This window comes from Gracilibacillus sp. YIM 98692 (assembly GCF_010993965.1).
GTDB lineage: Bacteria > Bacillota > Bacilli > Bacillales > Amphibacillaceae > Gracilibacillus.
Genome location: NZ_WIXM01000020.1, coordinates 1 through 11,760 on the forward strand (window position 1 = coordinate 1; position 11,760 = coordinate 11,760).

Annotated in this window: 13 protein-coding genes and 1 riboswitch; of the genes, 10 read left to right on the forward strand and 3 right to left on the reverse strand. The window is 37.9% G+C overall.

The annotated features are described in order from the left end of the window. Positions 1-227: 227 nt before the first annotated feature. Positions 228-1,394 (reverse strand): iron-containing alcohol dehydrogenase, encoded by a 1,167-nt coding sequence (locus GHD00_RS14615; protein WP_163538901.1) that lies wholly within the window; start codon positions 1,392-1,394, stop codon positions 228-230. Positions 1,395-1,579: 185 nt separating this feature from the next. On the opposite strand from GHD00_RS14615, the gene GHD00_RS14620 reads away from it, so the two are divergent. Further along, a complete protein-coding gene (locus GHD00_RS14620; protein WP_163538902.1) occupies positions 1,580-1,999 on the forward strand; it encodes an organic hydroperoxide resistance protein in 420 nt (139 codons plus the stop codon). A gap of 584 nt (positions 2,000-2,583) precedes the next feature. Here GHD00_RS14620 and GHD00_RS14625 read toward each other — a convergent pair. Further along, positions 2,584-3,771 (reverse strand): CynX/NimT family MFS transporter, encoded by a 1,188-nt coding sequence (locus tag GHD00_RS14625; RefSeq protein ID WP_163538903.1) that lies wholly within the window; start codon positions 3,769-3,771, stop codon positions 2,584-2,586. Between the two features lie 175 nt (positions 3,772-3,946). Here GHD00_RS14625 and lepB point away from each other — a divergent pair, with 175 nt between their 5' ends. The 9 genes from lepB to GHD00_RS14670 all read left to right on the forward strand — a co-directional run bounded on the left by lepB (position 3,947) and on the right by GHD00_RS14670 (position 10,520). Continuing rightward, positions 3,947-4,495, forward strand: a complete 549-nt coding sequence (lepB, locus tag GHD00_RS14630) for a signal peptidase I (protein WP_163538904.1) — start codon at positions 3,947-3,949, stop codon at positions 4,493-4,495. 113 nt (positions 4,496-4,608) lie between these two features. Then, a riboswitch (TPP riboswitch) is annotated at positions 4,609-4,717 on the forward strand. 113 nt (positions 4,718-4,830) lie between these two features. Then, the gene (gene tenA / locus GHD00_RS14635; RefSeq protein WP_163538905.1) at positions 4,831-5,526 is read left to right on the forward strand and encodes a thiaminase II; all 696 of its coding nucleotides are present in this window, start codon (positions 4,831-4,833) and stop codon (positions 5,524-5,526) included. Continuing rightward, positions 5,523-6,335: a bifunctional hydroxymethylpyrimidine kinase/phosphomethylpyrimidine kinase gene (gene thiD, locus GHD00_RS14640; protein ID WP_163538906.1), complete on the forward strand. Its 813-nt coding sequence runs from the start codon at positions 5,523-5,525 to the stop codon at positions 6,333-6,335. Before tenA ends, thiD (GHD00_RS14640) begins: the two co-directional genes overlap by 4 nt. A 14-nt stretch (positions 6,336-6,349) precedes the next feature. After that, positions 6,350-7,162, forward strand: coding sequence for a hydroxyethylthiazole kinase (gene thiM / locus GHD00_RS14645; RefSeq protein ID WP_163538907.1), 813 nt, complete (start codon positions 6,350-6,352; stop codon positions 7,160-7,162). Beyond that, positions 7,159-7,791, forward strand: coding sequence for a thiamine phosphate synthase (thiE, locus tag GHD00_RS14650; RefSeq protein ID WP_163538908.1), 633 nt, complete (start codon positions 7,159-7,161; stop codon positions 7,789-7,791). The genes thiM and thiE overlap by 4 nt, the downstream gene beginning before the upstream one ends. Before the next feature lie 80 nt (positions 7,792-7,871). Further along, positions 7,872-8,396, forward strand: coding sequence for a type 1 glutamine amidotransferase domain-containing protein (locus GHD00_RS14655; RefSeq protein WP_163538909.1), 525 nt, complete (start codon positions 7,872-7,874; stop codon positions 8,394-8,396). Between the two features lie 281 nt (positions 8,397-8,677). Beyond that, the gene (locus tag GHD00_RS14660; protein ID WP_163538910.1) at positions 8,678-9,154 is read left to right on the forward strand and encodes a DUF456 domain-containing protein; all 477 of its coding nucleotides are present in this window, start codon (positions 8,678-8,680) and stop codon (positions 9,152-9,154) included. 32 nt (positions 9,155-9,186) lie between these two features. Continuing rightward, positions 9,187-9,990, forward strand: a complete 804-nt coding sequence (gene thiD / locus GHD00_RS14665; RefSeq protein WP_163538911.1) for a bifunctional hydroxymethylpyrimidine kinase/phosphomethylpyrimidine kinase — start codon at positions 9,187-9,189, stop codon at positions 9,988-9,990. A 98-nt stretch (positions 9,991-10,088) separates the two neighbouring features. Then, positions 10,089-10,520, forward strand: coding sequence for a DUF4064 domain-containing protein (locus tag GHD00_RS14670; protein WP_163538912.1), 432 nt, complete (start codon positions 10,089-10,091; stop codon positions 10,518-10,520). 151 nt (positions 10,521-10,671) lie between these two features. Here GHD00_RS14670 and GHD00_RS14675 read toward each other — a convergent pair whose 3' ends face one another. After that, positions 10,672-11,613, reverse strand: coding sequence for a DUF4349 domain-containing protein (locus tag GHD00_RS14675; RefSeq protein WP_163538913.1), 942 nt, complete (start codon positions 11,611-11,613; stop codon positions 10,672-10,674). Positions 11,614-11,760: the final 147 nt, after the last annotated feature.

Below are 11,760 nucleotides of genomic sequence, written 5' to 3' on the forward strand. Positions count from 1 at the left end.
AAAGTCCTCCTAAAAAATGGAGGACTTTTTCAGTGGCTTCGAACAGCGCGAGCTGAAGATCCCGCAGGCAGTTTGCTGCCGAGGAAGCTGAAGCCGTGCCCCCGGAAAGCGAAGTATATTTCTGGAGCGGTATTCAGAGCTTTTTTAAGGCTTATGTCGCAGTTTGGTTCTGATGCGAATTAGGTGCGGATAAAGTGAATAGAACCGGGTCGATTTTGCCAGAGTTTTTATAAGGAAGCTTTATAGATCGCAATAGCATCTTCTCGATTTAATGATTTAAAGTTACCAAATTCCGGTTTCGCTGTTACTGTTCTGTCTGCCATTTCTTCAATCGAATCTTCCGTAATGTCATAGTCATCAAGTGCAGCTGGTGCATCAATGCTGTTCCAAAATGCACGTAGTCTATCAATACCTTCTAGTCCTATTTCTTTATCTGATTTTCCTTCAGGCTCCACATCAAATAATCGAATCGCTAGTTGCTTAAAACGATCTATGTTCTCATCAATAGAATATTTCATCCAATTAGGGAAAAGAATCGCTAAACCACCTCCGTGTGGAATGTCATGTACAGCAGAAACCGCATGCTCTAAGTTGTGAGTCGCCCAATCCCCATGATACCCCATACTTACCATACCGTTTAATGCCATTGTTCCATTATACAAGATTGTAGCACGATACGTTTCATTTTCTAAATCCTCTAATAGTTTAGGTGCTGTTTCGATTACCGTTTTTAATATACCTTCCACCATGCGATCCTGGAGAATCGTATTTTCTTCATGATGGAAGTAGTGCTCAAGTGCATGAGACATAATATCTACGATGCCATAAACGGTTTGATTTTTGGGCACTGACTTAGTAAAGGCGGGATCTAAAATGGAAAAAACAGGATATGTATAAGGGCTTCCCCAGCCATGCTTTTCCTTGGTTTCCCAGTTTGTAATAACTGAACCAGGATTCATTTCAGAACCTGTTGCCGCAAGTGTCAAGACTGTACCAAAAGGAAGTGCACCTGTAACTTGTTCTTTTTTCGTTACAATATCCCAAATATCTGCCTCTGATTTAGCCCCAGCTGCTATAGCCTTTGTACAATCTATGGTACTACCGCCGCCAACTGCTAGAATAAAATCAATACTCTCTTTATGGCAAATATCTACGCCTTTTCTAGCAGTAGTAACTCGTGGATTAGGTTCTACACCGCTTAATTCGAATATTTCTTTATTTTCCTTATTTAAAATGTCTATAACTTGATCATAAAGGCCATTTCGTTTAATACTGCCCCCTCCATAAACGAGCAGAATGTTTTGGCCAAAGTTAGAAAGCTCATCTGTTAACTGTGACAGTTGTCCTTTTCCGAAATGAAGCTTTGTTGGATTGTGGTAAGTAAAGTTTTGCATGCTTGGATCCCTCCTGTAATTAAATTAAATATTCTTTTTTAATATGGCAATGATTATAGTTGATGTAAAGAAATTTGTTTCTTCCTAAAAAAGGTTTAAACATTTGGAGGAAAAGGAATAGTGTTGATAGAATATAGGTGTAAAACCATAATCTGGTTTTAATTTTAGATGAGGAGTGGTTAATAATGAGTAATGTTTTATTTACATCAAAAGCAACAGCACAAGGTGGTCGAGATGGCCATGTTAAGTCAGATGACGGCTTAATTGATCTTGATTTAGTCAATCCTGCTGGTGACGGAGATGGAAAAGGTTCTAACCCAGAACAACTTTTTGCAGCAGGGTATTCTGCATGCTATGATGGTGCACTAAACTTGATGGCTTCTAAGCAAAACAAAGAGATAGATTCCAGCATTACATCAGAAGTAAGTCTTTTAAAAGATGAACAAGATGGTGGATTTAAAATTGGTGTTGTCTTAAATGTTGAAATTAAAGGTGTAACACAAGAAGAAGCAGAAGAGTTAGCAAAACAAGCTCATGATTTCTGTCCATACTCTAAAGCAACAAGAGGAAATATTGATGTGGAATTAAAACCAAAAGCAGTCTAAACATACAATGAGCCTCACACAAGAAAGTGTGAGGCTTCTGCTTTTTGGCAGACTTCTTTTATTTATTTTTAATCATATCCATAAAAGCGTGTACGAATTCGATACCTTGATAAGAAATAAGGCTGATAGCGGTGAAAGAAAACATACAGACCATGATTATTCGTATTACATGCATCCAATCTCCCCTCCTTTAAAAAATTATCTTTTTAAAGGAGATAAAATCACATAATTCGATTGATAAAATACTGGTGTCAAAAGCTGCTTCAACCTAGTCCATGTCAAGATAGGAAGGTCAACTATTTTTGTTCTGTGTATAAAGGAAAGTATGAGTACCAACGAAAATGTTGAATCTGTTAAATCATGATCTGAATTGGTTGACTCGAAATTTTCTGAAATAACAAGATTATTTTCAATAATAGAAATAACCTGAATCTGTTTATCTTGTGTAAGTAGACAGGGGAACCAGATGGTCATTGCTATAATCAGCAAAGCGATGTATTTTATCACTTAAAACAGCCCCTTTATATTAAAGCCTACTTACATAATATTATATGTGAATCGAAAACAGAAGTATTTCCTGCACATTATTCGTTTGATAAAACATATTCTCCCCTGCTGGCACCTATTCCGAATGCGATCATGATACATGTTATGATGATGATCGTGATAATAGCAGGGTTCCAGTCCCCTGTGATGTCAAAGATGAATCCAATCGTAAAAGGGCCAATCGATGCAAGTAAGTATCCAAATGACTGTGACATTCCTGATAGTTCTGCTGCCTGTTGTGCATTTTCGGTACGTAGCCCTAAAAAAGTTAAGGCAAGACTAATGCTGGAACCGAGCATAAAACCAATAAGTGTTACCCAAAGAACTGTTAACCATAATGGACTAGAAAAAAGGAGTCCTATATAGCCAATCAATGCAGAAGTACCAAAGCTAAGAACAATCATCTTTTGATTGGTTAACTTACTTGCGAGCACTGGTGTCAGAAAAGTAAGAGGCAAGCTAATAAATTGCATATAGGCTATAAACCAGCCAGCTGTTGCAGCTGTAAACCCATTGGAAATTAAAATTTCCGCTAGCCATGAAATAGTCACATAAAAAAGAAACGATTGCAGTCCCATAAAAATTGTTACTTGCCATGCTAGGCCAGAGCGAAGCATTCTTTTTGTACTAGGTTCGTATAATTTTACGCTTTCCTTAATAGGTGCTTTTTTCATTGCATATGCCCAAACAAAAACCCCGATGATGGTTAGCATGCTCCAACTAGCTAATGAAAGTTTCCATCCTAGCTGATTGGTTAGTGGAACACTCAGGCCTGAACCAATAGCCGCAAAACCGGCCATCGAAGTCGTATAAAGCCCTGTCATGAGCCCTATTTTAGTAGGAAAAGCTGCCTTAATAGTGCTAGGTAAAATGACATTAATGATGGCAATCCCAACACCAACAAGTGTAGTTCCGATAAATAAACATAATAAATAGGCGATGGAGCGAATCCATATGCCGCCAAGTAAAATCAACAAACCGATGAGTAACGTACGTTCATTGCCAATTTTATTCCCCATACGGGGAGCAATAGGGGACATAATAGCAAATGCTAATAAGGGTAAACTTGTAATTAGTCCAGCATTCCAGTTGGCCATGGCAAGATCATCACGAATGATTCCAATAATAGGTCCAACCGCTGTTATAGCTGGACGTAAATTTATCGCAAGTATAATGATCCCTGCTATAAAAATAGTAATCCCCATTTTATTCATGTGACTACTCATAAAAAGTTCACCTGCTTTCTGGCTTTATAAAGAACAAAAACATCAATTGTATGCTAAAATAAGTAAATGAGTTAATCTTTTCTTAACATTAACAAAGAATAACATAAATATAATAGAAGGAGATATGAATCTGGTTTTATGGAGTAAATATTTTTCGAATGAAAGAAGGGACATGATGAACAACAAATTTATCGCTGAGCTACTTTCATGGCTTAAGGCGTTAGCGATTGCTTTAATTATTGTATTAGTTTGCCGGCATTTTTTGATCACTCCATCTGTTGTTAAAGGGGAATCCATGATGCCAAGCCTAGAAGATGGCGATCGTATTATTTTAAGTAAGGTCAGTAAAATTGAACGTTTTGACGAAATCGCATTTCAAGCACCAGATTCAAGGGATAACTATGTGAAGAGAATTATTGGGGTTCCAGGGGATAGTGTCAAGATGGATAATGACCAGTTATACATTAACGGAAAAAAAGTAGAGGAACAATATTTAGAGGATACTAAAAGGTTATTACCAGAGGGAGACCAATTGACAAATGACTTTACTCTTGTCGATATCACTGGTCAGGAAATCGTCCCAGAGGGAAAATATTTTGTACTGGGTGATAATCGTCGTGTAAGCAAAGACAGTCGGTCCTTTGGTTTTATAGATGAAGAGGATATAATTGGTGATGTAAAAATGCGAATTTGGCCTTTACAATCCTTTGGTGTAATAGAGTAAGCTTTCGACAGTGCAGGTATAGCGTTAATTTTTAACACATGACACAAACCTTCGTTTTTCTTATGCTTGACATTTAGTGTCATTAGTGTTTTATTGTACATAAATGAATAAGAGAGATCCGCTAGGGGTGCCGTTCGAACGGCTGAGATAAGAATAGTGTTTCTTTATCCCTTTGAACCTGAACTGGTTAGCGCCAGCGTAGGAAAGTGGAGTTGGAACATACTACTGTATGAAGAATTTATCTTTATAGTATTCAAACCGCTCTGCTTTTACGTAGAGCGGTTTTTTTAACCTCTTTAGCTGGTCTTTCATTTATAACAAGGGGAGGAATAAAAATGGGTTTTTCAGATGAGTTAAGAAAAATAGCAGATGATGTATATCAAGGGATATTTGAGCATCCATTTGTGACAGGTCTAGGGGAAGGAAATCTAAAGAAAGAAGCTATTATTCATTATGTGAAAGCAGACTTTGAATATCTAAATGCTTTTATTAATATTTACGGATTAGCTATTGCTAAGAGTGATCATAGGGACGATATGACCTATTTTCATAATCAAATATCTTTTATTTTAAATAGTGAAATACATCCGCATCATAACTTGTGTCAGGTAGCAGGGGTTTCTTATGATGAAGTACAAGGATATCCGTTACCACCTACAGCAGATCACTATGTCAAGCATATGAAGAGTGTGTCCCAACATGGTAGTATTGGGGAACTAATCGCTGCACTGTTACCTTGTCCATGGACTTATTTGGAAATTGGTCATTATTTAAAAGAGAAGTACAAACCGGCTCCAGATCATCCCTTTTACGATTGGATTACCTTCTATGCTAAGGAAGAAGTGGATTCCGTAACTAGTACTTTAAGAGAAAAGCTGGATAAATGGGCACAAAATGTAGGAGAAAGTGAAAAGGAAAAAGCAAAAGACGCTTTCATGAAAAGCTGTCAACTAGAATACTTATTTTGGGAAATGGCTTACCGTGTAGAAGAATGGCCTTTTTCATTAGAGGGGAAGGTGAAACAAGCATGAGTATAGTACGCAGTGCATTAACCATAGCGGGTACAGACCCAACAGGTGGAGCAGGCATTCATGCAGATCTAAAAACCTTTCAAGAAAGAGAAGTATATGGTATGAGCGTGCTTACTTCCATTGTAGCTCAAAATACAATGGGGGTAGAAGCAGTGGAACACTTGCCTGTATCTTTTATCAGCAAACAATTTGATGCAGTGTGGCATGATATCAAGCCAGATGCTGTTAAATCCGGTATGATTGCGACTATTGATATGATGGAACTTATTGCAGAAAAATTAAAAGATAGTGATACCCCATACGTGATTGACCCTGTTATGGTGGCAAAAAGCGGCGACCCGCTTATGGAGGAAAAGTCCCGTGCTGTCATTAGAGATCTACTTATTCCTTTAGCCACTATCGTTACACCAAATGTACCAGAAGCAGAATTCTTAGTTGATTTTTCTATCGAAACCAACCAAGATGCTGAAAAAGCTGCTAAGTATATTGTGGAAGAATTAGGAGCACAAGCAGCGGTTGTAAAAGGTGGTCATTTAACGGGTGAAGCAAAAGATGTGTTATATGATGGAAAAGAGTTTTCCTATTTCACGTCTGAAAGATTAGATACAAAGCATACTCATGGTACAGGATGTACTTTTTCTGCTGCCATTACGGCAGAGTTAGCGAAAGGGAAAACGGTGAAAGAAGCAGTAGAAATAGGAAAAGCGTTTATTACGGATGCGATTAAGTATTCCCTAATGTTAGGAAAAGGAAATGGTCCTACCAACCATTGGGGCCACCGTTTACAAGGATTGCCGAACAGCAAATAGAGAGGGTGTCCAGCATGGAAAATTGGGCTAGAATGATAGAACAAGTGAGAGAGAAGCAGCCACTTATCCATAATATAACTAACCAAGTGGTGATGAATTTTACCGCAAATGGACTTTATGCAATGGGAGCTTCTCCAGTCATGGCACATGCGAAAGAAGAAGTGGAAGATATGGCTCGTATAGCTAACGCTGTTGTACTGAATATTGGGACTTTAACGCAGGATCAAGTGGATGCTATGATTTTAGCTGGAAAAGCAGCTAATCAAGTTGGGATTCCGGTCGTATTAGATCCAGTAGGTGTAGGAGCTACTCCGCTTCGTACAAAGTCAGCAGAACGTATCATACGGGAAGTGAAATTATCTATAATCAGAGGTAATGCTGGAGAGATAGCTAGTCTAGCAGGGGTGGAAGCAGAAGTAAGAGGCGTAGACTCTGAAGGAGAGTTCCATTTAGAGCAACTGGCTGAAGCTGCTTTTCATAAATGGGAAGTACCTGTTGCTATTACAGGTGCGCAAGATTTGGTGTATGATGGATCAAGTGGTTACCTTATTTCAAATGGTCATCCATTACTATCTAAAGTAACGGGAACTGGATGCTTATTAACATCGGTTATCGCATCATTTCTAGCTGTAGAGGGAAATGTGTTACAAGCTGCAGCAAGTGCTATAAGCTATTATGGTATTGCAGCAGAAAAAGCTGCGGATAAGACAAGAAGTCCTGGAAGCTTTGCAGTTCGCTTTCTAGACGAGCTTCATGATTTAATGGCAGAAGAAGTAGAGGAGAGAAGTAAAGTAACTTATTCTCAAGTAGGAGAAGATCGAAAATGATCGAATCACTATTGCGTGTATATTTTATTATGGGGAGTAATAATACAGATCAAGATCCTCTCTATGTTTTAGAGGAGGCATTAAAAGGGGGGATTACCCTTTTTCAGTTTCGTGAAAAAGGGGCAGGAGCCCTTACTGGGGATGAGAAAAAGCAGTTAGCGATACAAATGAAAGAGCTATGTCATGATTATAATGTTCCTTTTCTCGTGAATGACGATGTCGAACTTGCTTTAGCTGTTAATGCGGATGGTGTACATGTTGGACAAGATGATGAAAATATTCGCTCTGTTAGACAAAAGTGTCCTCCCTCTTGGTATATTGGCGTATCTGCTACAAATGAACAAGAAGCAAAGCAAGCGGTAGAAGATGGAGCGGATTATATTGGAGTTGGTCCGATCTATTCTACAAATACGAAGGAGGATGCAAAAGTTCCGATCGGCGATGCTGGTTTACAACATATTTGTTCTATTACAGGGGACACGCCAGTTGTTGCGATTGGAGGTATTCGCCTCGGTCATGTCATCCATTTAAGCAACCAAGGGGCTTCTGGAGTATCGGTGATATCTGCTATCAGCCAGTCGAACAATCCTAGGTCCATAGCAGCCGCTTTCTTAAAACATGTAAGGTAAATCTGACAAGAGTCAGGGCTCGAAATAACCTATTTGATTTTGGTACACTAATGATAGTACCGAAAAAGGAGGACATGGATGTGCGATTAGAAAATAAAAAAGTCATTGCGCTGGTTGAAGAAGATTTTGAAGATCTTGAACTTTGGTATCCGGTTTTACGCCTTCGTGAGGAAGGTGCTAAAGTAGATTTAGTGGCAAAAGAATCAGACAAGACCTATAAAGGGAAATATGGTGTCCCTGCACAAGCGGAGCTTTCCTTTGATGATGTCAATGCGGAAGACTATGATGCTATACTTGTTCCTGGTGGTTGGGCGCCAGATAAGTTAAGAAGATATCCAGAAGTGCTGAAAATGGTACAGCACATGGATCAAAAGAAAAAGCCAATTGGTCAAATTTGTCATGCTGGCTGGGTTTTAATCTCTGCAGGAATACTGAGCGGTAAGAAAGTAACTAGTACACCAGGTATTAAAGATGATATGACTAATGCTGGCGGGCTATGGAGTGATGAAGCAGTCGTTGTAGACGGCCATATTATTTCTAGTCGCAGACCACCTGATTTACCTCCGTATGTCAAAGCTTTTGCAGATATTCTAGCAGGAGAATAAAAAACTATATGTAGAGAAGGAAATCTTACGGATTACCCGTAAGGTTTTCTTTTACACGTTAAGATAGTATAACCTCCTCAGCAAGAAGGAAGTCGACGTAGAAGCCAAGTTTAGGATTGAAGTACGACGAACAGGGCGTTCTAGTATCGGCGTTGGTCACAGGACGTGACCGACAATAGCCGATGTAAGTACAATTTAAGGTGGTTTTGTAAACGTTTTTTTGTTATCTTTGAGTAGGAAAACACGAGCGTTTGATATGTTTTAGAAAGTAGGTAGACTTTATGGATATATTGTGGTGGATACTGATCGCAACCTGTTTCATCTTATCATTTATAGGAATTGTATTTCCTATTATTCCATCTGTATTGGTTATTTGGGTAGGTTTTTTGATTTATCAATTTCTTCTGGCAACAGCTAATATAGGCATATTCTTTTGGGTAGCGATGTCCGTATTTACATTACTCTTAATCTTCTCTGATATTATTGCAAATAGTTATTTTGTGAAAAAATATGGCGGCAGTAAATGGGGAGAGCGCATGGCAGCTATAGGTGTCATTGTTGGTTCCTTCATTATACCTCCTTTTGGCATTATAATTGTCCCATTTTTGTTTGTTCTAGTAACAGAATGGTTACAAAAAAGAAGCACTCATGATGCTATACGAGCTGCTATTGGTTCTTTACTAGGATTTTTAAGTGGTGCATTTGCTAAGGTAGTTATTCAAATTATTATGATTATATGGTTCTTTGTCGCTATATAATAGGAATAAAAGAAAAGCATCGAGGTGAATCAATGGAAAGAGTGTTAACCATTGCTGGTTCAGCTGCTCAGGGAAGTGCTGGTATACAAGCAGATTTAAAAACTTTTCAAGAACAAGAGGTATACGGAATGTCTGTTATAACAGCCACTGTAGCAAATCAATCTAGAGTAGATAAGGGAATATTTATACGACCAATAGAAGAGATTGAGGCACAATTTTATGCCTCAATAGAAATGGTAGGAGTAGATGCAGTTAAAACAGGGATGCTGTTTTCCGCTGAAATTATAGAGAAAGTATCTCACTTAATAGCAGAGAATCCTGTCTCATATATCATTGTGGACCCTGTCATGATAGGTAAGATGGGGTCTCAGTTATTGGCAGATGATGCAATTGAAACACTCCAAGCTAAGCTGATTCCGAAGGCAACGATTATAACGCCTAATCGATTAGAGGCAGCAAAGCTTTTGGACAAAAAAGTGCCAGAAACGATAGAAGAACTAAAGGATGATGCAAAAGCTTTATATCAATATGGGCCTGAATATGTCTTCATAAAAGGTGGCAGTATAGACAATCAAGCAACTGATGTATTATTTGATGGTAATTCTTTGCATTTATTTCAAACAGATTTAGTGAATACGATACATACAAGCGGGGCAGGATGCAGTTTTGCTGCATGCTTAACAGCAGAATTTGCAAAAGGTCATAATGTTTATCGTGCTATTGAGACAAGTAAGCAATTTGTCTATCAGGCGATCAAACATGCCATTTTCTTTGGAAATGGGATAGGTTCTGTTCAACATGCCGCCAATCGATTATATCGTGAAGAGAATGGGTAAGGTTGTCTATAAAAATCTGAAACATTTTTTAGCTAGCATCGTATATAATGGTTAAGAGTTTTCCGTTAGTAGAGAGACTAAGGAAGGAGAGAAACATATTGAAAAGAACAGTAGAAGTTGTGTTAACAATTATTGGTGCATTTGTTTATGCGCTCGGAGCTTTTTTTGGCGGCCTCATTATTTGGTTAGAAAATAATCAAGGAGTTTTAGAAGATATCGTGGAGCAAGATCCTAATGTTAGTCAAAATGAAATTAATGACTTACAGATGATGATGCAAGGAATGGGGCAGGTAGGTACTATAATATTAATAGGTGCTATTCTATGTGTGATTCTCGGCATTGTAGCTATGTTTTTATTTAAAGGAAACAAAAAACCTAAAGCTGCAGGTATCTTACTTATCGTTGTCGGTGGTGTAACAACATTGATTACTTTCGGGTTTGCCTTATTTGCCGGCGTATTCTATGTCATTGCAGGTATTATGGGCCTAGTTCGAAAGCCAAAACAAGAAGTGAATCTAGAGCAATATTAATTTGTGTTCATAACAAACGGTTGTTTTAAAAGCAAATTTTACTGATAAGTTGGATTCAGCAACAGGAATATCCGAGATCCCCGGAAAGGGAGTATATTCCTGTTGCGTGTTCAGTGAGCTAATTTCCAGATCATCTCTATTTTATCGAATATCATGAGGTTGATTTAGGCTTGGTTTTTCTTTTGATGATGATCCATGTGATGGCCAAGATGATGGCTATAAATATAAAAATAGGGAGGTTGCCGATTGTAAATATAAAAAGGCTGGAAGCGGCTGTTATTATAAAATTAATACTTTTCATAAACTGTTCCTTTGTTTTTTCCCAAGTATTTAATGACTCATCTTGAACAGATGCAACTTGAATATCTCGTTCTATAATACGAATGTCAATCGTGGCAAAGTCTGATTGATTCTCTAGATAACGGATCTTCCCTGTTAATTGTTCTATTTCTTCTTGCACTTTAGCTAGGTCCTCAGATATTTTTAATAAATCCTCTGTTTTTTCCGCCTCTTCCATAAACGATAGTAAACGTTCTTCTACCACTTTCTTAGATTTTAGTCTTGAATCCAGATCTACATACTGTTCTGTCACATCTTTCCCTCTTACAGATCGTTCCATTATATTGATGTCTCCATCCTCTATCATGGTTAAAAATTCTTCAAAACTATTGGCAGGTATGCGCAATTTCATTGTTGCTCTACGATCCTGTTTATCTTGTCTGCCATAACTTTCTGAAGATACTAAATAACCGTTATATTCTTCCACTTTTTCTTCTATGAATGAAATAGTATCACGGTATGTGTTGGTTTCTACAGAAAGGTTCGCTTGATAAATAATTTTTCGCTCTTCACCATTTACATCTTGCCTTTCTTCTACGTCAGTATCTGAAGCCTCTTCCATTTCTGTTGTTTCTTGTTGTCTATTTTCCAAAGCAACAGATTCCTTTTCCTCAAACCCCATTTCTCCACTGGAAGCCGTATCGGAAGAAGCTTCGTTGCTCCTATCATAAGAGTCTTCTGATGACTGATTGTTTGAACATGCTTGAAGCAATAAAATTAAGGTAATAAATCCCAAAAACCAATACTTTTTCAACACGGACCACCCTTTCTTTTATTTAATTAGACGCTGATCCTAATAAATGGTTACAAGAAAAATTTCTTCAGTCATTATTCATAATTATTCATTTTTGTGCATATACTATTGTTTGTTGGTTCACCCTTCTATTTTGTTGGATTTTAT